This window comes from Pseudarthrobacter sp. NPDC092419, assembly GCF_044755045.1.
Lineage (GTDB): Bacteria > Actinomycetota > Actinomycetes > Actinomycetales > Micrococcaceae > Arthrobacter.
Map to the genome: position 1 here is coordinate 294,192 of NZ_JBIVQF010000004.1, position 20,423 is coordinate 314,614.

Consider the following 20,423-nt stretch of genomic DNA (forward strand, 5'->3'; position numbering starts at 1 on the left):
ATCGGATATGCCCCGCCGCCGTCACACGCTGGCCTTGCCGCGTTTCCATCCCCCACGCTCAGACACAGCCAGCCCCAGCAAGCCCAGCCGCCCCAGCCCGGCCCGTACGGAGTCGGTGCCAAGCCCGGCCACCGCAGCCAGCTTTTCCACGGAGGTGGTGGACCGCAAGGGCAGTGCGTCCAGCAGGATGAGGTCCTCGAGGGTAAGCCCATCCTGCACCTGCGAAGCACCCTGGGGCGGCTCCGGCAGGTCCGCTCCGCTCGGCGATGCCAGCTCGGCGATTTCGGCGGCATCGGTAACGCAGATTGCACCTCCGTCCCGCAGGAGCCGGTGGCAGCCTGCGGAGTTGGCACTGTGCACCGATCCGGGCACGGCACCCACCGCCCTGCCCAGGGCCTCAGCGTGATGCGCTGTATTCAACGCCCCGGACCGCCACCTGGCCTCCACGACGACCGTGACCGCGGAGAGTGCCGCTATAAGCCTGTTGCGCTGGAGGAACCGGTATCTCGTAGGCGCTGACCCCGGCGGCACTTCTGCCAGCACGGCACCCTGGTTTGCCACGGCGCGCAGCAGTTCCTCATTGCCGGAGGGGTAGAACCGGTCCACGCCGCCGGCCATCACGGCGATGGTGGGAACAGGTCCGCTGCCTCCGGCCAATGCGGCGCGGTGGGCGTGGGCATCGATTCCGTAAGCGCCGCCGGATACCACCGTGAAGCCGCGCTGCGCCAGGGAGTAGGCAATTTCTCCCGTTACGGCGGCACCGTAGCCGGTGCTGTCCCTGGAGCCGACCAAAGCGATGCTTCGCTGCACATGCGGCAGCTGCTGTTCGTGCCCGCGCCACCAGAGGCAGATTGGTTGCTGGATGCCGAGGTCGGCCAGTTGCGCCGGCCAGAGGTCATCCGATGGGATCAGCAGCCGACCGCCCAGGCGCGCCATGGTGGCAACGTCGCGTTCCGGGGCAAGGTCGGGTACCCGGGGCAGCCAGCGTTTGATGCTGGCAGCCAGGCCGGACCAGCCGGCCGCTGCGCCGCTCCCGGCGAGCAAGCCGCTGATTTCCTGTTCAATCAAAGCGCCGCCGGTGACCTGGCCGGTAGCGAGGCGCAGGGCGTCCACGGCCCCCGCAGCCTGGACAAGGGCGAGACCGGCGGCGTCCTGCGGTTCCATGAGCCGTGACAGGGCCGCTCGGGCAAGTCTCTCAGCCTCCATGCCGGGTTCCTTCATGCCGCTGCCGCCACTGCCTGCCGCAGGCCGAGGGCCTGACCGATGTCGTCAGGGTCCGGCGCGTCCCGGTGCCCCAAGTCCGCCAGGGTCCAGGCCAGCCTGAGCACGCGGTCGTACCCCCGGGCGGTGAGGACACCGCGTTCGAGCGAGTGGTCCAGGATCCGCGTTGTGCCGGGGGCCAGGCGGAGGTCGCCGCGGAGGATGCGGCCCGGCACCTGTGAGTTTGTCTCCAACCCGAAGGCCTCAAGCCTTCCCCGTTGCCTGGCACGGGCCTCCTTGACCCGGCCTGCCACTGCCGCGGTGCCCTCCTCCGCTGCGGACTTCCCGAACTCCGCGAGCGAGACCCGGTCAACCTGCAGCTGGATGTCCACCCTGTCCAGCAAGGGACCGGAGAGCCGGGCAAGGTAGCGGCGCCGCATCATGGCGGTACAGGTGCATTCAAGTCCCTTGCCGGACGCCTTGCCGCAGGGGCAGGGGTTGGCTGCCAGAACCAGCTGGAACCTGGCAGGGTACGCGGCTGTCCCCGCCGAGCGGTGAATCACCAGTTCTCCGGATTCCAGCGGCTGGCGCAGCGCGTCGAGCACGCGCCGCTCATATTCCGGTGCCTCGTCCAGGAACAGCACGCCGCGGTGCGCCCTGGATGCCGCCCCTGGCCGCGGCAGGCCGGATCCCCCGCCAATGATGGCTGCGGATGTGGCGGAATGGTGCGGGTTTTCGAAGGGCGGCCGCCGAAGCAGCTGCATCATGGAAGAGGGCAGCCCGCACAGCGAGTGGATGGCCGTGACCTCCATTGATTCCCGGTCTCCGAGGTCCGGGAGCAGGCCCGGAAGGCGCTCGGCGAGCATGGTCTTCCCCGCACCGGGCGGTCCCGTCAGCAGGAGGTGGTGGGCCCCGGCCGCAGCAACCTCAAGGGCGCGGCGGGCGTCACCCTGCCCGGACACGTCTGCCATGTCCGGAACCGCCCCGGGGGCTGAAGGGCAGTCCCCTTCCTGGTCATCGTCTTCCGGTTCGAAGTCCAGCGCGAGGTTCTGGGGATCCGCGCCAAAGTCGACGGCGACCCGAGCAAGTGTCCGATAACCGCTGACGTTGGCCCCGGGAACCAGCGCGGCCTCCGCATAGTTGGCCTGCGCGACTACGATGTCGGGGTAGCCTGCCTGGACTGCAGCCATGACGGCTGGAAGGATGCCGCGCACCGGGCGCAGCCTGCCGTCCAGGCCAAGTTCGGCGATGAAGACGGTCCGGCCGGAGGGCCTGGTGTCGTTGGCCGCACGGAGAACTGCCATCGTCACCGCAAGGTCGAAGCCGGAACCGCGTTTGGGGAGCGAGGCCGGAATGAGGTTGGCCGTGATCTTGCGCCGGCTCAACGGAATGCCGGAGTTCTTGGCGGCGGAACGGATGCGTTCCTTGGCCTCGTTCAAAGAGGCGTCCGGAAGGCCAAGGATCACGAATGCAGGCAGCGTCTGGCCGATGTCGGCTTCCACCTCCACCATGTACCCGTTCAACCCGACCAGCGCCACGGAGTAGGTGCGGCCCAAGACCATCACCCCACCCCCTTGAGGTGCTCCAGTTGGGGTGCGCCGCCGCCGTCGTCCACTACCGCAATGACGTCCACGCGGCGCAGGGGCATCCGCAACTCCCGGTCGCGGCACCAGGCCGACCCGAGGCGGTGGAGCCGGGCCAGCTTGTCCGCCCCCACCGCTTCGAAGGGATGGCCGTAGTCCAGCGAACGCCGCGTCTTCACTTCCGCAATGACCAGGGCATCCCCGTCCAGGGCCACAATGTCGATCTCGCCTTCAGGGCAGCGCCAGTTGCGCTCCACCACCAGCATGCCCTGCGATTCCAAGTAACCGGCCGCGAGTTGCTCACCCCGCCGGCCCAGTACGTCTTTGGCTTTCATGTCCACCTCCACCACCAGCCTGGCGGCGTGCGGTGGATAGGGGGGGAGGAAACTTTCGCTATGTGGACAGGCCGCCTTTCAGGACCGGCTGTGGAGGAGAAGTGGACGGGTTAGTTGCCCAGGTCTACGTCCTTCGGAAGCGCCAGCTCCTCGTTGCGGGGCAGTTCCTCGACGTTGACGTCCTTGAAGGTGAGCACGCGGACGCTCTTGACGAACCGTGCCGAGCGGTAAACGTCCCAGACCCAGGCGTCCTGCAGCGTGAGGTCGAAGTAGACCTCACCGTCGGCGCTGCGCGCCTGCAGGTCAACATGGTTGGCAAGGTAGAAGCGACGCTCGGTCTCGACTACATAGCTGAACAGGCCCACAACATCGCGGTACTCGCGGTAGAGCTGCAGTTCCATGTCAGTCTCATAGTTTTCAAGATCCTCAGCACTCATGCTTCCATCTTGCACCATCGGCAGCCGCGCAGCGGCCGGTCAGGCCCCGGCCTCCTGGAGCTCCCCGTCCTGCAGTACTTCCAGTTCGCCGCCAAGCAGCCGCCAGCTCACCCGGTGGTAGGGGGTGGGCCCGTCATTCCGGAGCGCCTCCCGGTGCAGGGCCGTGGCGTATCCCTTGTTCACGTCCCAGCCGAAGCCGGGATACTCGGAGTGCAGGGCCCGCATGGCCTGGTCCCGTTCCACTTTGGCGATGACGCTGGCAGCGGCAACGCTAAGGCACTGCATGTCTGCCTTGACCTTGGTGTGCACGGGCGCTTCGCACGCGATTTCCTGGACAGGTTCATCGAAGAGGGACGGCTGCCCGGACGGCGAGAGCCAGTTATGGCTCCCGTCCAGGAGGACCACGTCAGGTGTGATGCCAGCGGCCACTACCGTATTCCATGCCCTCGTGCCGGCCAGGCGCAGCGCGGCGATGATGCCGAGCGCGTCGATCTCCGCCGCAGAGGCATGGCCGACGGCGGACGCGACGCTCCAGCGGCGGACCAGCGGCTCAAGCCGCTCCCGCTCAGGGGCGCTCAGCAGTTTGCTGTCACGAACGCCCGCGAGAGGTTTTTGGCATTCCAGGTCCACCACCGCGATGCCGACACTCACCGGGCCGGCCAGCGCCCCCCTGCCTACTTCGTCGACTCCCGCCAGGTAGCGGACGCCGCTGCTGCGGAACGTCCGTTCGTGCCGCAGGGTGGGTGCCTTGGCTGCCGGTGGTTTCCGGGCGGGCTTCTTCGCGGCAGTGGCGGGCAGGGTGTTCGCTGGCATGGTCAGGAGCCCGGCGGTACGTTCTTGAAAACGTCCGGGTAGTTGTCGAGGGTGGTGATCCGGTTCAGCGGCCAGGCAATGACGGCAGCCTTGCCCTCGAGGTCGTCCAGATCGATGAATCCGCCGTCGGCATCCATGTGCGCCCGGGAGTCCGCGGAGTGGTTTCGGTTGTCGCCCATGACCCACACTTTCCCTTCGGGTACCACCACGTCGAATGCCCGGACCTGGGGAACTTCAGCGGGGTTGATATAGCCCTCATCAATGGCTTTTCCGTTGATGGTCAGTTTACCGCCGGCTTCGCAGCAGACCACATGGTCGCCGGGCAACCCGATCACCCTCTTGACCAGGTGCTGCTCGGAATTATCCGGCAGGAGGCCCACGAAGGTCAGGCTGTCCTGCACCCAGGTGAATGGACCGTCCGCCTTGTCCGGCACAGCGGGCAGCCAGCCCTTGGTGTCACGGAACACCACCACATCGCCGCGGCTCAGCGCGAACGGTTCAGGGACCAAGAGGTTCACGAAAATCCGGTCGTCCACGTCCAGGGTGTCCACCATGGATTCGGAAGGGATGAAGAACGCCCGGAAAAGGAACGTCTTGATCAGGAAGGAAAGGACGACGGCGATGACCACCACGGTGGCGATCTCTTTCAGCCACGTCAGCACCGGATGGGCGTCGCGCTTTTCTGCTGTTTTGGCCGCAGCACGGCTTTCGGGGCGGTTCTCGGCGCCGGGCACTGCCGCGTCTGCCTGCTCCGCACCGGAGGCACCGGGAGCGCCCTCGGGCCGTGGTTCAGGCATGCGGGAGTGGTTCTCGGGCATCTACTGTCCGTTCTGTGTGCTGGGGCCTGCGGCAGCCGGCCGTGGTACTGGTGCAAATCTATCAAGGGGCCAGATGATCCGGATGGGCCGGCCCACCACCCGGTCCACCGGAACCATTCCCCCGCCCGGTGCGCCGAGCAGGCTGCGGGAGTCCGCCGACACCGACCGGTGGTCCCCCATTACCCAGAGCCGGCCGGCCGGGACCAGCGCCTCGAACTCCTGGGTGCTGGGGACATCCCCGGGGTAGAGGTACGGCTCGTCAAGCGGTTCACCGTTGACCGTTACCATGCCGGCGGAGTCACAGCAGGCCACCAGGTCCCCGGGAACGCCGATGACGCGCTTGATGTACATGGTGTCGCTCCCGGCCAGGCCCAGCCACACGGCGGCGCCGGTGATGGCTTCACCCAGAGGGCCCCGGCCGCTGTCCAGCGGCGCGAACGTTCCACGGCCGTCGAACACCACGATGTCGCCGCGGCGCACGGGGTCCGTTTGGAAGGCCGTCCGTGACACCAGGATCCGGTCATCCTGGCGGAACGCCGGCTCCATGGACTGCGACGGGATGAAATACCCATCGATCCACAGGGCCCGGACCAGCCCGCTGGCCACGAGCGCACTGCACAGGACCAGCAACGCAAAACGCCAGCCCTTAATGCGGGGCTGGCGTTTTGTCTGGTCCATGTCCGTGTCCTCGGCGCTGGTGCTTGGTGCTCCGGCGCCGGCCGGCTACGGCTGGGTCCGGCCTGTGGTCCGGGAGGACTACTTGGCGGTGTTGAAGTCGCGCTTTTCCTTGATCTTGGCGGCCTTACCGCGCAGTGCACGCATGTAGTACAGCTTGGCACGGCGGACGTCACCCTTGGTGACAACCTCGATCTTTTCGATGATCGGGGAGTGCACCGGGAAGGTACGCTCCACGCCGACACCGAACGAAACCTTGCGGACGGTGAAGGTTTCGCGGACGCCGTCACCCTGGCGGCCCAGAACGAAGCCCTGGAAGACCTGGACGCGGGAGTTCTTGCCTTCGATGATGTTCACGTGAACCTTGATGGTGTCACCGGCGCGGAAAACGGGAACATCGCTGCGCAGCGACGCTGCGTCGACGGAGTCGAGAATATGCATGGTAATTGCACTCCTGGTGAACGCCACAGGTCATTCACTTTAGGTCACGGCGGGCAAGCCCGGACACCTGGCGGTGCACCGGAAATTCCGGCCGAAAGGTAAATGGTCCTGCCGTCTTCACCGATTGAAGCGGCAGGTTGTCAGGCTGTTGGCGGCGCTCCCCCTGTGGCAGGTGCGGGCCCAGCAGACACAAGGACTAATTTTGCCACACCCGGAGGGCATCAGCCAATCGGCCGGCGCACCAGCCTGCCGTCCACGATCTCGTACCCCAGCCCGTACAGTTCGGAACGGTCGGCGCGCGGGAGGTTGCCGGCGTCGAACCCCTCGAGGAGGTCCGGCCGCCGCTCCGCCGTGCGCCGGTACTGCTCGTGACGCCGCCATTGCGCGATTTTTCCATGGTTGCCGCTCAACAATACCGCGGGGACGTGGCGACCCCGCCACTGGGAGGGCTTGGTGTAGACGGGATACTCCAGCAGTCCGTCGGAGTGGGACTCCTCCACCAGCGATTCGGGATTTCCCACGACGCCGGGCAGGAGCCTGCCCACGGCCTCCACCATGGCGAGCACCGCCACTTCACCACCGTTGAGGACGTAGTCCCCGAGGCTGACGGGGCGCACCTCGAAGTGCTCTTCCGCCCATTCGAGGACCCGCTCGTCAATGCCTTCGTAGCGCCCGCACGCGAACGTGAGGTGCTCTTCTTCAGCGAGTTCGTAGGCAAGGGCCTGGGTGAACCGCTCGCCCGCAGGCGACGGGACGATCAAGACCGGCTTTCCCGCACCTTGGGGCCGGGCTTCGACCACGGCCGAGAGCGCCTGCGCCCATGGCTCCGGCTTCATGACCATGCCTGCGCCGCCGCCGTAGGGGGTATCGTCCACCGTGCGGTGCCGGTCGGTGGTGAAGCTGCGGAGGTCGTGGACGTGCAGGTCCAGCAGCCCGTCCTGCCGGGCTTTGCCGATCAGCGAAAGTTCCAGGGGCGCCAGGTATTCGGGAAAGATGCTGACGACGTCGACGCGCATCTATGCGCTGCCTTCCGGACCGTCCGTGGCGGCTTCCCCGGCGTTCAGTTCGAAGAGTCCCGGCGGAGGGGTGATAAGGATGTAGCCTTCGTCGATGTTGACTTCGGGAACGATCTCCTCGACGAAGGGGACGAGGATCTCCCCACCCTCCGGGGTGGTGACCATCAGCAGGTCCTGGACCGGCATCGTGTTCAGAGCGGCAACCTTGCCCACCACGGCGCCATCCACGCGGGCCTCCAGACCGACCAGCTCGTGCTCGTACCAGCCTTCGTCGTCCTCCTCGGCAAGCCCGGCCGTCTCGATGAACAGTTTTGCCCCGCGCAGCGTTTCAGCTTTGTTGCGGTCGGCCACTTCCTCGAAGCCGAGCAGGAGGATGTCCTTGTTCCACCTGGCGCTGGAAACCGTGAGCGGACCGGAGGACGCAGGTTCCACGAGGAAACCCGCGCCGGGAACAAAGCGGTCCCCGGGGGCGTCGGTCAGGACCTGGACCGTGACTTCTCCGCGGATGCCGTGGGGTTTGCCGATTCGCGCCACCTGAAGCTTCATCTGTTCCTCTGTTTTGTTCGCTCTGTGGGTGTTGGTTGGGTAAAAGCACTCCGGCCCCTCCACCGTGCGGTGGAGGGGCCGGAGCAAAAACTGGTGTTGCCGAGCGCTCAGCGGCGGCGGTCGGTGTCGACGACGTCGACCCTTACCGGTTCGCCGCCGGCCAGTGCTGCCACGACAGTGCGCAGTGCGCGTGCCGTCCGGCCCTGGCGGCCGATCACCCGTCCCAGGTCATCCTGGTGAACGCGAACCTCGAGGGTATCCCCGCGGCGGTTGTTCTTCGAATTGACCTTGACGTCATCCGGGGAATCGACGATTCCGCGGACCAGGTGCTCCAGCGCTTCTGCCAGCAATCTACTCAGCCTCGGTGGTCTCTGCTTCAGCGTCGGCCGGGGCTTCGGCTGCGTCAGCCTTGGAGGCCTTCTTGGTGATTGCTTCCGGAATGATCACGGAGCCCTTTTCCGGGGCAACGAAAGCTTCCTTCGGAGCCTTGGTCTTCAGGGTGCCTTCCTGGCCCGGGAGGCCCTTGAACTTCTGCCAGTCACCGGTGATCTTCAGGATCGCGGCAACCTGCTCGGACGGCTGGGCACCGACGGACAGCCAGTACTGCGCACGCTCGGAGTCGACCTCGATGTATGAGGGCTCTTCGGTGGGGTGGTACTTGCCGATTTCCTCGATGGCGCGGCCGTCACGCTTGGTGCGTGAGTCTGCAACGACGATGCGGTAGTACGGGGCGCGCATTTTACCAAAGCGCTTAAGGCGAATCTTTACGGCCACTTTTGTGGTCACTCCTGTTTCAGAAAAGGGGTTGAACCCGGCGTTCTGCACCCGTGGGGCGGGCCATACTTGCGGGCTCGAAGGACAGGATCCAGACGCGGAGAGAGGGGCCACGCAGATCGAGTACCTGTCCATTGTGCCAGATCAGCGCATGGATTTCGACTTGGCATCCGCCCGGCACGCCGGGCCCGGGCGGCGCTTAGGCCGACCAGACGTACAAGGAGGTGCGGTCGCCCTCGTCCACGCTGCCGGCCAGCCGGGCCACCTGCTCAACGTAGGTCCGCGACTGGGCTGCACCGAACGGCATGTCATCCTGCCCGGCCCATTCCGCTGCGACATCGTCCAGCACGTTTCCCTCGCCTTCGGTTTCGTAGGTGAGGAGGTCGGCCAGGGCCCTGACCATGGCCGGTGGAACGGCCAGGAGCGAGTCGCTGGCCACGTCCACCATGGTCAGCTCATAGTCGGCTCCGCCTGCGTGCACCGCCTTGCCGGCGAGGTCACCCAGCTGCTCGACCTCGAAGTCGCTGATGTCCGGGATCCGCACCGCCTGGCCGCCGGCGGCGGCGGGACTGCCGCTGTCCAGCTGGCCGGCCCGCTCCAGGGCGGCGTCGTGCGTGGCGACAAAAATCTCGGTGAAGCCCATGGGAGTTACCCTCGTTCCGTCGTCGGTACGGCGCGGATAGCGGCGCCTTGCGCCTCCGCCGCTCCGGCAGGTGGCCGGGTACTTCTCACCCTAGTACAGCGCAGGGCCGGATCAGCGCACGGCAACCCGAAGCCGGTTCCGCCAGGGATCCTCAAAGCGCAGCTCCGCTCCGGTGTGGTGCGACGGCACCCCCGCGACCTTGAGCCGGTCGGCCAGCGCGCCGACGTCGTCCGTTGACGGCACTTCGATGAGCACCTCGCCGAGCCCCAGCGTGTCCTTGCGCGGGCCGGCGCCGCGGCTGTTCCAGACGTTCATGGCCATGTGGTGGTGGTAGCGGCCGGCGGAGACGAAGAGCGCCTGGCCGTGCCACCCGGCCGTCTTCTCGAAGCCGAGGGTACCGACGTAGAAGTCCCGCGCCGTCTGCACGTCACCCACTTGGAGGTGGACGTGGCCCACGCCGGCTCCCGTTCCGCGCTGCCCCTCAAGGGATTCTTCGGTGAGGTACTGCTCGAGGTAGCGCTGGGGCGGCAGGGCCAGGCTGTCCATCACCACGTCCGTGCCGTTCCAGGACCAGTTGCTGCGGGGGCGGTCCCAATATAGTTCAATGCCGTTACCCTCGGGATCGCTGAAGTAGAAGGCCTCGCTGACCAGGTGGTCGGCGCTGCCCGTGAACAGGCCCGGGTCGAACTGGGCAGCCGTGGCCACCGTAGCGGCGAGGGCCTGCTGCGTTTCGAAGAGAAGTGCCGTGTGGAACAGGCCGGCCTCTCCCCGGCCCGGCAGGTGCAAACCGGGCGCCGGAGCCAGGTGGACCAGCGGCCTGCCCAGCCGGCCCAGGTAGACGCCGCCGTCCTGCTCGGCCACGACGTCCAGGCCCAGCGCCTTTTGGTAGTAGTGCGTCATGAGCTTCATGTCGCCCACCTTGAGCATCACCGTGCCCATGCCGAGCCCGGAGGGAAGAAGGTCCTGTTTTTCGGTCTTTGCGGTCATTGGAACGCCCCTACTCGTGCGGCCGCCCGGGTGGTGGCCCTGTCATGTCAAATGACTTGAAGCTTCAATTTATTCCTTGTTCATAAACTATGCGGCCGGCCAGCACCACCTGCTGCAGATGGCGGATTGCTTCCGGCCGGGTCCGCGGATCTTCGCTGCACACCACCACGTCTGCCCGCGCACCTTCGGAGATGCCGTCCGCTCCCAGCCACTCGCGCGCGCCCCAGCAGGCGGCGTCGAGCGCCGCAGCTGCCGGCAGGCCCGCGGCATGGAGCGCCAGGATCTCGTCCGCAATGCGGCCGTGCCGGATGACGCTCCCGGCGTCGGTGCCCGCGAAAACCCGCACGCCGGCGTCGAACGCCTCCGCCACCCGCTCCGCGCGGCGCTCCCAGAGCGCCAGCATATGGGCCGCGTAGCGCGGGAATTTCGGCTGCGCCTGCGCGGCAATGTCCGGAAAAGTGGCGATATTGATCAGAGTGGGCACAATCGGCACGCGCTGCTCGGCGAAGCGGGACAGGTGCCGCGGCAGGAGGCCGGTGGCGTGTTCAATGCAGTCGATGCCGCCGTCCAGCATCTGGTCAAGGGTCTCCTCGGCGAAACAGTGGGCGGTGACACGGGCGCCTTCGTCGTGCGCCGCCCGGATGGCATCGCGGACGACGGCGGAAGGAAAGGAGGGTGCCAGGTCGCCAGCGCCCCGGTCGATCCAGTCGCCAACGAGCTTCACCCAGCCGTCGCCGTCGCGCGCCTGTTTCCGGACCATTTCGACGAGCCCGTCCGGTTCGACTTCGTGGGCGAACCCCCGGAGGTAGCGCCGGGTGCGCGCGACGTGCCGCCCGGCGCGGATCAGTACCGGAAACTCTCCGCCGCCCTGCATCCAGCGCGTGTCCGCCGGGGAACCGGCGTCCCGGATCAGCAGCGTGCCGGCGGCCAGGTCCGCCCGCGCCTGTGCTGCGGCGGTGGCGGCGTCCACGGGACCCTGCGGCCCCAGGCCGATATGGCAATGTGCGTCAACAAACCCCGGCAGCACCCAGCCGGGCAGGACGCGGTCCGGCACCCGCTAAGGCTTCCGGAAGGTCAGGCGCCCGTCCACGGACCACAGCCCGCGCACTTCCCGGTCCGGGCCTGTGAGCGCCGGTCCGCTGAAATGGATAACCTCCGGCATGGAACTCCTCTCGTCCTGCCCGGTCAGGCTAGCACCGTGAATGTGACGCCGCTCCCCCGGTGCCTGTGGTAGCTTCTTCCCTGACCACACGGGTGCCCCTGCAGGGGCTGAGATCGGGCTGACGCAGCCTGCGACCGTCGAACCTGTCCGGGTAATGCCGGCGAAGGAAGTGAGTATTCCTTGAGTACACCAGAAACACAGCTGAACCCTGCCCTCGATGCGTCTGCGGAGCCTGTCACGCAGTCCCTGAAGTCCCATTCGCTCGCCTTCCTCGAAGACAGCGAATCAGGCCTCCGGGTTCCTGTCACCGAGATTTCCCTGGCGAACTCCCCCAACGGCGAGCCCAACCCGCCATTCCGTGCATACCGGACCGCCGGTCCGGGAAGTGACCCGGTCCGGGGCCTGCGGCCCTTCCGCACCGAGTGGATCGAAGCGCGCGGGGACACGGAAGCATACAGCGGACGGGAGCGGAACCTGCTCGACGACGGCCGGTCGGCTGTCCGCCGCGGCGCAGCCTCCGCGGAGTGGAAGGGCGCGCAGCCGGTGCCCCGCCGCGCCGTCGACGGCAAGACAGTCACCCAGATGCACTACGCCAGGCAGGGCATCATCACGCCCGAGATGCGCTTCGTGGCGCTGCGGGAAAACTGCGATGTGGAACTGGTCCGCAGCGAGGTTGCCGCGGGCCGGGCCATCATCCCCAACAACATCAACCACCCGGAATCGGAACCGATGATCATCGGCAAGGCATTCCTGGTGAAGATCAACGCCAACATCGGCAACTCCGCGGTCACCAGTTCCATCGCCGAGGAAGTGGACAAACTTCAGTGGGCCACCCAGTGGGGCGCGGATACAGTCATGGACCTCTCAACCGGCGACGACATCCACACCACGCGCGAGTGGATCATCCGCAACTCCCCCGTGCCGATCGGCACCGTCCCCATCTACCAGGCCCTGGAGAAGGTCAACGGCGAAGCAAACGCCCTGACGTGGGAGATCTTCCGTGACACGGTGATCGAGCAGTGCGAACAGGGCGTGGACTATATGACTATCCACGCCGGCGTGCTCCTGCGCTATGTTCCGCTCACTGCCAACCGGGTCACCGGCATCGTGTCCCGCGGCGGTTCCATCATGGCGGGCTGGTGCCTGGCGCACCACCAGGAAAATTTCCTGTACACGCACTTCGACGAACTCTGCGAAATCTTCGCCAAGTACGACGTCGCGTTCTCGCTCGGCGACGGGCTGCGGCCGGGCGCCACGGCGGACGCCAATGACGCCGCCCAGTTCGCCGAGCTGGACACCCTGGCCGAGCTCACCCAGCGCGCCTGGGAGTACGACGTCCAGGTCATGGTTGAAGGTCCGGGCCACGTCCCGTTCCATATGGTCCGTGAAAACGTCGAACGGCAGCAGGAGCTGTGCAAGGGCGCCCCGTTCTATACCCTGGGGCCGCTGGTGACCGACGTTGCCCCCGGCTACGACCACATCACTTCGGCCATCGGCGCCACGGAGATTGCCCGCTACGGCACGGCGATGCTCTGCTACGTGACTCCCAAGGAGCACCTGGGCCTGCCCAACAAGGACGACGTCAAGACCGGCGTGATCACCTACAAGATCGCGGCACACGCGGCGGATCTGGCAAAGGGCCACCCCGGCGCGCACGAACGCGACGACGCCCTGTCCAAGGCAAGGTTCGAGTTCCGGTGGCGGGACCAGTTTGCATTGTCCCTGGACCCGGTCACGGCCGAGGCGTTCCATGATGAGACCCTGCCGGCTGAACCGGCCAAGACCGCACACTTCTGCTCCATGTGCGGGCCGAAGTTCTGCTCGATGCGGATCAGCCAGGACATCCGGGACGAGTACGGTTCTGCGGAGGCGCAGGCCGCACTGGCGGAGGCGGCGTCCGGAATGCGGGAGAAGAGCCAGGAATTCCTTGCCGCCGGCGGGAAGGTCTACCTGCCGGAGTTGAAGGTGCCGGCGGGGAGCTAGGAGGCTTGCGCCGTCTGGCCGCGGCTGACACCTGCGATAAACCGCCGGATGGTCCTGTCGCCTTCCACGGAATCGTGCGGCCGGTGCCCGCCGGCAGCAGTGCGGTGCACGGCGCCGGTTTCCCGCAGGTAGCCGGCAATCTCTTCGAACAACGGCTCCCAGCCTCCGGTGAGCACCAGGGTGGGGACACCGGGAACGATATGCAGCGGAGCTTCTGCGCAGTCGCGGAACTGTGCCCGGTGCGCCGCCGTTGCGGGCAGGTCGGCCGTCAGGGACAGGCAGGCCGGCTCCACGAGAACCAGAGAATGGACGAGGTCAGGACGTTCCACCGCGGCGAGCATCGCGGGTATGGCGCCTTGGGCGTGGGCCACGACATGGCCGCCTGACGCGCCGCCGTCGTCCTGCAGCGCGCGGAGGATGATCGCGGCGTCCCCGCCAAGGGACGGCTCTGCCGTCCCGGCCGCGGGACCGTACCCGAGGCGCCGGAGGAACAGGGCATCGTAGGCCAGCGCCATGCCGTGCTGGCGGGGCCAGGCGGCCGCGCCGAAGCTTCCGGCGCCATGCACGAACACTACCCGTTGCTTGACCATTACCCCACCCTATTCCACGGCCACAGCATCTTAAGTAAGTAGCGCCAAGTGTCGTTTTGAAGGGTCAAAACGACACTTGGCGCTACCTGGTTGGGATGGGTTACTTGCCGAGGAACTTATCGAAGCCCTTGGGCAGGTTCAGCTGCGAGGGGTCGAACTCGCCCTGCTGGCCGAACGCGGCACCGGTGGGCAGCGCCTTGGCCGCGTTCGCCCGGCGGGCCTCGGCGTCCTTGCGCTCCTGCGCAGCCTTGGCCGGGTTGCCGGACTTCGCCTTTTTCTTGGGCGCATTCTTGGCATTCTTCCGCGCCCCGCCGCCAGCGCCGGGGAGGCCCGGCATTCCCGGCATTCCGGGCATGCCGCCCTGCGCCATCTTCTTCATCATCTTCTGCGCCTGCGCGAAACGCTCCAGCAGGCCGTTGACCTCGGAGACGTGCACACCCGAACCCCGGGCGATGCGGGCGCGGCGGGAGCCGTTGATGATCTTGGGCGCAAGGCGCTCGTGCGGGGTCATGGACCGCACGATCGCCTCGACCCGGTCAATCTCGCGCTCGTCGAACTGCTCCAGCTGCTGGCGCATGTTCTGGGCGCCGGGCATCATCATGAGCATCTTCTTCATGGAGCCCATATTGCGGATCTGCTGCATCTGGGCGAGGAAGTCTTCCAGGGTGAAGTCTTCCTGGTCGGCGAACTTCTTCGCCATCCGCGCTGCCTCGTCTTTGTCCCAGGACTTTTCCGCCTGCTCGATGAGCGTCAGGACGTCGCCCATGTCCAGGATGCGGGAGGCCATCCGGTCCGGGTGGAACAGCTCGAAGTCGTCCAGTCCTTCGCCGGTGGACGCGAACATCACGGGCTTGCCGGTCACCGACGCAACGGAAAGTGCGGCACCGCCGCGCGCGTCGCCGTCGAGCTTTGAAAGCACGATGCCGGTGAAGTTCACGCCTTCATCGAACGCGAGCGCCGTGTTCACGGCGTCCTGGCCGATCATGGCGTCGATGACGAACAGCACTTCGTTGGGCACGATGGCCCGGCGGATCTGGCGCGCCTGCTCCATCATGTCCGCGTCAACACCCAGGCGTCCGGCGGTGTCCACGATGACCACGTCATGCAGTTTCTGCCGTGCCTCCTCGACACCGGCGCGGGCTACGGCGACGGGATCGCCGGCCGGCTGGTCAAGTTCCGTGGAGGTGGCGCCGGGATGTGGCGCGAAGACGGGCACGTTGGCCCGCTTGCCGACTACCTGGAGCTGCGTGACGGCGTTGGGCCGCTGCAGGTCGCACGCCACGAGCATGGGGCTGTGGCCCTGGGACTTCAGCCACTTGGAGAGCTTTCCGGCCAGGGTGGTCTTACCGGCGCCTTGGAGGCCGGCCAGCATGATGATGGTGGGCCCGGTCTTGGCGAGGCGGATGCGGCGGGTCTCGCCGCCGAGGATTTCAACCAGTTCCTCGTTGACGATCTTGACGATCTGCTGGCTGGGGTTAAGCGCGGCCGAGACCTCGGCACCGAGGGCTCGTTCCCGGACGCGGCCGGTGAATTCACGGACAACCGGAACGGCAACGTCGGCGTCAAGGAGCGCGCGGCGGATCTCGCGTACGGTGGCGTCAACGTCAGCCTCGGTGAGGCGGCCCTTGCCGCGGAGATTCTTGAAGGTTGCTGTCAACCGGTCAGAAAGTGAATTGAACACGTGCCGTTCTTTCAGTGGATGATCGGGACTCGACTATCTAGGGTACCAACTCGGACACGCAAGGTGGCATGCTGGCAAAATGACCAGCCCAACAACTGTCAGGACCCTGCTCATCCTCGGCGCTTCCGGCGACCTCACCGGCCGGCTGCTGCTCCCTGGCCTCGCCCGGCTGGTGGCACGCGGACGTGCCGGGGGTCTGCGCCTGGCCGGTGCCGGCTCTGATCCATGGACGCAGGAACAGTGGCGCCAACGGGTTGGCGAAGCCTTCAGCACCGCCGCCAGGGATGCCGGTGAGCAGAGCCGGCAGGCCCTGGAATCCATGGCCTGGGAAACCGCGTACCACCAGCTGGACGTCACGGCGGACGGCGCCCTGGCCGGACTCATCGCCGGCCTTGAAGGGCCGGTGGCCATCTACTTCGCCCTGCCGCCGCAGGTCAGCCAGCGGGCCTGCGAGGCCCTGCAGCCGGATCAGGTCCCGCCGGGCACGCGGCTGGTGATGGAGAAGCCCTTCGGCTCCGGCGAGGAATCGGCGCGGGCCCTTAACCGGACCCTTGTGCAACTGGTTCCCGAGGACCACATCCACCGCGTTGACCATTTCCTGGGCAAGGCCACGGTGCTGAACATCCTGGGCCTGCGCTTCGCGAACAACTTCCTGGAGCCGGTCTGGAACCGGGAGCACGTGGAAAAGGTGGAAATCATCTTCGACGAGGACCTGGCGCTGGAAGGCCGCGCCCGGTATTACGACGGCGCCGGCGCCCTCCGGGACATGGTCCAGAGCCACCTGCTGCAGATCATGGCGCTCATGGCCATCGAGCCGCCGGCCACCATCGGCGAGCGCGACCTCCGCGATGCCGTCGCCACCGTGCTTCGGGCCAGCAGCGTCACTGCCCCGTACGGGGAGTCCACCCGCCGCGCCCGGTACACGGCGGGAACTGTGGCCGGTGTTGACGTCCCGGGCTACGCCCGGGAGGAGGGCGTGGATCCGGGCCGGAACACCGAGACCCTGGCCGAAGTCGAGGTCCGGATCGCCAACTGGCGCTGGAGCGGCGTTCCCTTCATCCTGCGTTCGGGCAAGGCCATGGGCACCAAGCGCAAGGAGGCGGTGGTGACTTTCCGTCCCGTCCCCCACCTTCCCGAGGGCTTCATGGGAGTGGACGCCCCCAACCAGCTGCGCATCGGCTTCGGACCGGACACGCTCCAGTTCGACGTAGACGTCAATGGCCCGGGCAACATCTTCAGCCTGGGCCGGATCACCCTGGATGCGGAGCTGAGCGCCTCGGATCTCCTCCCCTACGGTGAAGTGCTGGAGGGGGTGCTCAGCGGCGATCCGTTGCTCTCCGTCCGCGGCGACACCGCGGAGGAATGCTGGCGGATCGTGGAGCCGGTGCTCCGATCGTGGGCGGAGGGTTCCGTGCCATTGGAGGAGTACGACGCCGGCTCGGACGGTCCGCTTTCCTGGCCCGCCAGGGGTGCGGTCCACTGAGCGCAAACGCCAGAGGCCTGTCCGCAGATCCTCACCGTCAAGGTTCGGATCCGCGAACAGGCCTCTGATACTGGCGTCAGATTGCGGCTACCCCGCGTTCGCCGGTCCGAACCCGGACTGCCTCGAAAACGTCCATCGTCCAGACCTTGCCGTCGCCGGCGCGGCCCGTGTTGGAGCTGGCGATGATGACGTCCAGGATGTCGTCCGCCTGTTCGTCCGTAGCAAGGACCTCCACCCGGATTTTCGGAAGCAGATCAACGTTGTACTCGGCTCCGCGGTACACCTCCGTGTAGCCGCGCTGCCGGCCGTAGCCGCTGGCTGCGCTGACCGTGAGGCCCTGGACCCCGTAGGATTCCAGCCCTTCCCGGATGGCTTCGAGTTTTTCGGGCCTGACGATGGCAGTAATCAGTTTCATGCCCCCACGCTTTCCTTGCCTGTTGCCGATTCGGTCTGCTGCGTGCCGGCTGCTGCCTGGTCCGCCGTCTGGCTCTTGCCGGTCATCACGTCATGCAGGGGCTGGAACGAGCCGCCGTGCCCGGAGACGCCGAACTCGTAGGCCGTCTCCGCGTGCAGGCTGAGGTCCACGCCCACGGTTTCCTGCTCCTGGGATACCCGGAAGCCCATGGTCTTGTGGATGGCCAGGGCAATGATGACCGTAAAGACTGCCGAGTAGGCGATGGCGATGCCGGCCGCAGCCAGCTGGGCCCACATCTGGGTCATGCCGCCGCCGTAGAAGAGGCCGCCGCCGGCGCCGTCTTCCGGCAATGCGATGAAGCCAAGTGCCACGGTGCCGATGATGCCCGAAACCAAGTGCACACCCACCACATCCAGCGAGTCGTCGAAGCCCCAACGGAACTTGAGACCCACGGCCAGGGCGGAGGCAACGCCTGCCACGACGCCCAGTCCCAGGGCACCCACCGGGCTGACGTTGGCGCAGGCCGGAGTGATGGCAACCAGCCCGGCCACCACACCGGATGCTGCGCCGAGGGACGTGGGGTGGCCGTCGCGGATGCGTTCGGTGACGAGCCAGCCGAGCATGGCCGCTGCCGGCGCCGCCAGGGTGTTGACCCAGATGAGACCGCCCTGTTCAGCGGAAGAGGCGAGGCCGCCGTTGAAGCCGAACCAGCCGAACCACAGGATGGCTGCGCCGAGCATGACGAACGGGATGTTGTGCGGCCGGTGATTGGGGTCCTTGCCGAAGCCCTTGCGGTTGCCGATGATGAGGACCAGGATCAGGGCCGCCACGCCGGCGTTGATGTGGACGACGGTGCCGCCTGCGAAGTCGATGGCCGGGCCGAGCGCCTGGCCGATGGCGCCTTCCTCACCGAAGAGGCCGCCACCCCACACCATGTAGGCCAGGGGGCAGTACACCAGTGTGACCCAGACGGGCACGAAAACGCTCCATGCGCCGAACTTGGCGCGATCGGCGATGGCGCCGCTGATCAGGGCCACGGTGATGATGGCGAAGGTTGCCCCGTAGCCCACCAGGATGAGGCCGTCCGGCGAATCCGCCGTGTTGACTCCCTCGAGGCCGAAGCTCGCAAACGGGTTCCCGACGATCTGCAGGAAGCCGTCACCGCCCGTCATCGAGTAGCCCCACAGCACCCACACGACACTGACGATGCCGATGGAGATGAAGCTCATCATCATCATGTTCAGCGCTGCCTTGGCGCGCGTCATGCCACCGTAGAAAAATGCGAGCCCTGGTGTCATGAGCAGCACGAGTGCTGCCGCCACCATCAGCCATACGTGACCTGGGGTAAGTTCCATGGTGCACGTCCTCCCTATGATCGATTCTGCGGAATACTCCGCCTGCCAACGCCGTTTTGCGTCCTGTATCGAGTCTGGGGTTGACGTGTTTCGGCTGCCGCGGATTTATATTGCGGCCCTGTTACATCAACCTCCAGGAAGTAAATGGTGCATATCCGGCTTGTTACGGTGGTGTTTCGTCCCCTTCGCCGGTTCCCGGCATTGTCCACGGCAAGGATTGCGGCATCATGACGGCAGAACCCCGCGACAGCGGCGCCCCACCCACGTTCCTGGCGCGATTCCTGCAGCGTCCCGGAAAGTTCCCGCGGGACATCAAGGTGATGCTTGCCGCCGCGTTCCTGATCGCCCTTGGCTTCGGCCTCGTGGCCCCCGTGCTGCCGCAGTTCGCCACCACGTTCGGGGTGGGAAACACCGAGGCGTCCGTGATCGTGGCCATCTTCGCGTTCATGCGCCTGGTGTTTGCTCCGGCAGGCGGGGCGCTCATTGGACGGCTGGGGGAACGGCCCGTCTACGTCGCGGGGCTGCTGATTGTGGCGGCGTCCACGGCAGCCTGCGCCTTCGCCCAGGACTACTGGCAGCTGTTGCTGTTCCGAGGCCTGGGCGGTGCCGGATCGGTGATGTTCACGGTCGCCTCAATGGCACTGGTGGTCCGGCTGGCGCCGGCCGAAAGCCGCGGCCGGGTGTCCGGCGCCTACGCCTCGGCGTTCCTGGTGGGCAACGTGTGCGGGCCCATCGTGGGCGGCCTGCTGGCAGGTTTCGGCCTGCGCGTTCCGTTCCTGGCCTACGCCGCCGCTCTGGTGGTGGCCGCCTGGGTGGTCCAGACGCAGCTGAGCCATCAGCGCCGTAGCAGCGGAGGCGCGCAGCGAACTCCGGCGCTTTCGTTTACCGAGGCCTTGGCGGCAGGCGCCTACCGGTCCGCGCTGGTCTCCAGCTTCGCCAACGGGTGGGCGACATTCGGCGTGCGGATGGCAACGGTACCGCTCTTCGCCGCTGCCGTTTTTGGTTCCGGTCCGGCCGCTGCGGGGCTTGCCCTTGCCGTATTCGCCGCGGGCAATGCCGCAGCGCTCACGTTTTCCGGCCGCCTGGCGGACAGCGTGGGGCGCCGGCCCATGATGGTCTGGGGGCTTCTGGTTGCCGCGGGCGCCACAGCGGCGATCGGCACGACAGCAGATCTGGGCTGGTTCCTGGCCGCTTCTGCGCTGGCCGGCGTCGGCTCAGGCCTCTTCGGCCCGGCCCAGCAGGCCGCGGTAGCGGATGTCATCGGCAACGACCGTTCCGGCGGCAAGGTCCTGGCCGTCTACCAGATGGTGTCAGACGTCGGCGCGATCGTGGGTCCTGTACTGGCCGGAGTGCTTGCGGACCGGCTGGGTTATGGCTGGGCGTTCGGGGTGACCGGCGGGATCATGCTGGTGGCGGCCTGCAGCTGGCTCGCCACCAGGGAGACCCTGCGCCCGGCTCACTGAGCGGGCGCAGGCCGATCTGCCAA

At 67.0% G+C, this 20,423-nt stretch carries 21 protein-coding genes, 1 pseudogene and 1 riboswitch; of the genes and pseudogenes, 3 read left to right on the forward strand and 19 right to left on the reverse strand.

Translation table 11 applies throughout. The features are described from left to right. Positions 1 to 21: 21 nt before the first annotated feature. The 15 genes and pseudogenes from dprA to ACIQC0_RS09130 all read right to left on the reverse strand — a co-directional run bounded on the left by dprA (position 22) and on the right by ACIQC0_RS09130 (position 11,430). A complete protein-coding gene (gene dprA, locus ACIQC0_RS09060) occupies positions 22 to 1,206 on the reverse strand; it encodes a DNA-processing protein DprA (protein WP_400534397.1) in 1,185 nt (394 codons plus the stop codon). An 11-nt stretch (positions 1,207 to 1,217) separates the two neighbouring features. Next, on the reverse strand, positions 1,218 to 2,762 hold the full coding sequence (locus ACIQC0_RS09065; RefSeq protein WP_400534528.1) for a YifB family Mg chelatase-like AAA ATPase: 1,545 nt from the start codon (positions 2,760 to 2,762) through the stop codon (positions 1,218 to 1,220). Beyond that, on the reverse strand, positions 2,762 to 3,118 hold the full coding sequence (locus ACIQC0_RS09070; RefSeq protein WP_400534400.1) for a YraN family protein: 357 nt from the start codon (positions 3,116 to 3,118) through the stop codon (positions 2,762 to 2,764). Before ACIQC0_RS09070 ends, ACIQC0_RS09065 begins: the two co-directional genes overlap by 1 nt. Positions 3,119 to 3,228: 110 nt before the next feature. After that, complete coding sequence (locus ACIQC0_RS09075; protein ID WP_056335405.1) at positions 3,229 to 3,555, reverse strand: DUF2469 domain-containing protein; 327 nt, start codon at positions 3,553 to 3,555, stop codon at positions 3,229 to 3,231. A gap of 39 nt (positions 3,556 to 3,594) precedes the next feature. Beyond that, positions 3,595 to 4,368, reverse strand: coding sequence for a ribonuclease HII (locus tag ACIQC0_RS09080; protein ID WP_400534403.1), 774 nt, complete (start codon positions 4,366 to 4,368; stop codon positions 3,595 to 3,597). A 2-nt stretch (positions 4,369 to 4,370) separates the two neighbouring features. Continuing rightward, positions 4,371 to 5,165 (reverse strand): signal peptidase I, encoded by a 795-nt coding sequence (gene lepB, locus ACIQC0_RS09085; RefSeq protein ID WP_400534406.1) that lies wholly within the window; start codon positions 5,163 to 5,165, stop codon positions 4,371 to 4,373. Positions 5,166 to 5,186: 21 nt separating this feature from the next. After that, positions 5,187 to 5,864, reverse strand: a complete 678-nt coding sequence (gene lepB / locus ACIQC0_RS09090) for a signal peptidase I (RefSeq protein ID WP_400534408.1) — start codon at positions 5,862 to 5,864, stop codon at positions 5,187 to 5,189. A 78-nt stretch (positions 5,865 to 5,942) separates the two neighbouring features. Further along, positions 5,943 to 6,302 carry a 50S ribosomal protein L19 gene (gene rplS, locus ACIQC0_RS09095; RefSeq protein ID WP_377215969.1) on the reverse strand — a complete coding sequence of 120 codons (360 nt, stop codon included), beginning with the start codon at positions 6,300 to 6,302 and terminating at the stop codon, positions 5,943 to 5,945. A gap of 221 nt (positions 6,303 to 6,523) precedes the next feature. Further along, positions 6,524 to 7,318 (reverse strand): tRNA (guanosine(37)-N1)-methyltransferase TrmD, encoded by a 795-nt coding sequence (gene trmD / locus ACIQC0_RS09100; RefSeq protein WP_400534411.1) that lies wholly within the window; start codon positions 7,316 to 7,318, stop codon positions 6,524 to 6,526. Then, on the reverse strand, positions 7,319 to 7,864 hold the full coding sequence (rimM, locus tag ACIQC0_RS09105; RefSeq protein ID WP_377215967.1) for a ribosome maturation factor RimM: 546 nt from the start codon (positions 7,862 to 7,864) through the stop codon (positions 7,319 to 7,321). Positions 7,865 to 7,971: 107 nt separating this feature from the next. Then, positions 7,972 to 8,214, reverse strand: coding sequence for an RNA-binding protein (locus tag ACIQC0_RS09110; RefSeq protein WP_377215966.1), 243 nt, complete (start codon positions 8,212 to 8,214; stop codon positions 7,972 to 7,974). A gap of 1 nt (position 8,215) precedes the next feature. After that, positions 8,216 to 8,638 carry a 30S ribosomal protein S16 gene (gene rpsP / locus ACIQC0_RS09115; protein ID WP_377215965.1) on the reverse strand — a complete coding sequence of 141 codons (423 nt, stop codon included), beginning with the start codon at positions 8,636 to 8,638 and terminating at the stop codon, positions 8,216 to 8,218. A gap of 199 nt (positions 8,639 to 8,837) precedes the next feature. Then, positions 8,838 to 9,281, reverse strand: a complete 444-nt coding sequence (locus ACIQC0_RS09120) for a hypothetical protein (protein WP_400534416.1) — start codon at positions 9,279 to 9,281, stop codon at positions 8,838 to 8,840. Between the two features lie 111 nt (positions 9,282 to 9,392). Next, positions 9,393 to 10,268 (reverse strand): VOC family protein, encoded by an 876-nt coding sequence (locus tag ACIQC0_RS09125; protein ID WP_400534419.1) that lies wholly within the window; start codon positions 10,266 to 10,268, stop codon positions 9,393 to 9,395. 64 nt (positions 10,269 to 10,332) lie between these two features. Next, positions 10,333 to 11,430 (reverse strand): annotated as a pseudogene (locus ACIQC0_RS09130) (amidohydrolase family protein). A gap of 78 nt (positions 11,431 to 11,508) precedes the next feature. Further along, positions 11,509 to 11,616, forward strand: a riboswitch (TPP riboswitch). Between ACIQC0_RS09130 and thiC the strand changes: the two are divergent. Next, positions 11,611 to 13,413, forward strand: coding sequence for a phosphomethylpyrimidine synthase ThiC (gene thiC / locus ACIQC0_RS09135; protein WP_400534422.1), 1,803 nt, complete (start codon positions 11,611 to 11,613; stop codon positions 13,411 to 13,413). It overlaps the preceding riboswitch by 6 nt. Here the strand turns inward: thiC and ACIQC0_RS09140 are convergent. Continuing rightward, entirely contained in the window at positions 13,410 to 14,003 is a 594-nt protein-coding gene (locus ACIQC0_RS09140; RefSeq protein WP_400534425.1) for an alpha/beta fold hydrolase, read from the reverse strand. The genes thiC and ACIQC0_RS09140 overlap by 4 nt on opposite strands. A gap of 100 nt (positions 14,004 to 14,103) precedes the next feature. Beyond that, positions 14,104 to 15,684 carry a signal recognition particle protein gene (gene ffh, locus ACIQC0_RS09145; protein WP_400534428.1) on the reverse strand — a complete coding sequence of 527 codons (1,581 nt, stop codon included), beginning with the start codon at positions 15,682 to 15,684 and terminating at the stop codon, positions 14,104 to 14,106. 79 nt (positions 15,685 to 15,763) lie between these two features. Between ffh and ACIQC0_RS09150 the strand changes: the two genes are divergently transcribed. Next, complete coding sequence (locus ACIQC0_RS09150; RefSeq protein ID WP_400534430.1) at positions 15,764 to 17,167, forward strand: glucose-6-phosphate dehydrogenase; 1,404 nt, start codon at positions 15,764 to 15,766, stop codon at positions 17,165 to 17,167. A gap of 76 nt (positions 17,168 to 17,243) precedes the next feature. On the opposite strand, the gene ACIQC0_RS09155 is transcribed toward ACIQC0_RS09150, so the two are convergent. Beyond that, a complete protein-coding gene (locus ACIQC0_RS09155; protein WP_050687078.1) occupies positions 17,244 to 17,582 on the reverse strand; it encodes a P-II family nitrogen regulator in 339 nt (112 codons plus the stop codon). Beyond that, positions 17,579 to 18,937 carry an ammonium transporter gene (locus ACIQC0_RS09160; RefSeq protein ID WP_377215957.1) on the reverse strand — a complete coding sequence of 453 codons (1,359 nt, stop codon included), beginning with the start codon at positions 18,935 to 18,937 and terminating at the stop codon, positions 17,579 to 17,581. Before ACIQC0_RS09160 ends, ACIQC0_RS09155 begins: the two co-directional genes overlap by 4 nt. Positions 18,938 to 19,164: 227 nt before the next feature. Between ACIQC0_RS09160 and ACIQC0_RS09165 the strand changes: the two genes are divergently transcribed. Then, positions 19,165 to 20,400: an MFS transporter gene (locus ACIQC0_RS09165; protein ID WP_377215956.1), complete on the forward strand. Its 1,236-nt coding sequence runs from the start codon at positions 19,165 to 19,167 to the stop codon at positions 20,398 to 20,400. Positions 20,401 to 20,423 lie beyond the last annotated feature (23 nt).

What these genes read in the sequence shown, in the direction of transcription:
- dprA (WP_400534397.1), bottom strand. Translation starts at nt 1,206, where the DNA reads ATGGAGGCTGAGAGACTTGCCCGAGCGGCCCTGTCACGGCTCATGGAA.
- ACIQC0_RS09065 (WP_400534528.1), bottom strand. Translation starts at nt 2,762, where the DNA reads ATGGTCTTGGGCCGCACCTACTCCGTGGCGCTGGTCGGGTTGAACGGG.
- ACIQC0_RS09070 (WP_400534400.1), bottom strand. Translation starts at nt 3,118, where the DNA reads ATGAAAGCCAAAGACGTACTGGGCCGGCGGGGTGAGCAACTCGCGGCC.
- ACIQC0_RS09075 (WP_056335405.1), bottom strand. Translation starts at nt 3,555, where the DNA reads ATGAGTGCTGAGGATCTTGAAAACTATGAGACTGACATGGAACTGCAG.
- ACIQC0_RS09080 (WP_400534403.1), bottom strand. Translation starts at nt 4,368, where the DNA reads ATGCCAGCGAACACCCTGCCCGCCACTGCCGCGAAGAAGCCCGCCCGG.
- lepB (WP_400534406.1), bottom strand. Translation starts at nt 5,165, where the DNA reads ATGCCTGAACCACGGCCCGAGGGCGCTCCCGGTGCCTCCGGTGCGGAG.
- lepB (WP_400534408.1), bottom strand. Translation starts at nt 5,864, where the DNA reads ATGGACCAGACAAAACGCCAGCCCCGCATTAAGGGCTGGCGTTTTGCG.
- rplS (WP_377215969.1), bottom strand. Translation starts at nt 6,302, where the DNA reads ATGCATATTCTCGACTCCGTCGACGCAGCGTCGCTGCGCAGCGATGTT.
- trmD (WP_400534411.1), bottom strand. Translation starts at nt 7,318, where the DNA reads ATGCGCGTCGACGTCGTCAGCATCTTTCCCGAATACCTGGCGCCCCTG.
- rimM (WP_377215967.1), bottom strand. Translation starts at nt 7,864, where the DNA reads ATGAAGCTTCAGGTGGCGCGAATCGGCAAACCCCACGGCATCCGCGGA.
- ACIQC0_RS09120 (WP_400534416.1), bottom strand. Translation starts at nt 9,281, where the DNA reads ATGGGCTTCACCGAGATTTTTGTCGCCACGCACGACGCCGCCCTGGAG.
- ACIQC0_RS09125 (WP_400534419.1), bottom strand. Translation starts at nt 10,268, where the DNA reads ATGACCGCAAAGACCGAAAAACAGGACCTTCTTCCCTCCGGGCTCGGC.
- ACIQC0_RS09140 (WP_400534425.1), bottom strand. Translation starts at nt 14,003, where the DNA reads ATGGTCAAGCAACGGGTAGTGTTCGTGCATGGCGCCGGAAGCTTCGGC.
- ACIQC0_RS09150 (WP_400534430.1), top strand. Translation starts at nt 15,764, where the DNA reads ATGACCAGCCCAACAACTGTCAGGACCCTGCTCATCCTCGGCGCTTCC.
- ACIQC0_RS09155 (WP_050687078.1), bottom strand. Translation starts at nt 17,582, where the DNA reads ATGAAACTGATTACTGCCATCGTCAGGCCCGAAAAACTCGAAGCCATC.
- ACIQC0_RS09160 (WP_377215957.1), bottom strand. Translation starts at nt 18,937, where the DNA reads ATGGAACTTACCCCAGGTCACGTATGGCTGATGGTGGCGGCAGCACTC.
- ACIQC0_RS09165 (WP_377215956.1), top strand. Translation starts at nt 19,165, where the DNA reads ATGACGGCAGAACCCCGCGACAGCGGCGCCCCACCCACGTTCCTGGCG.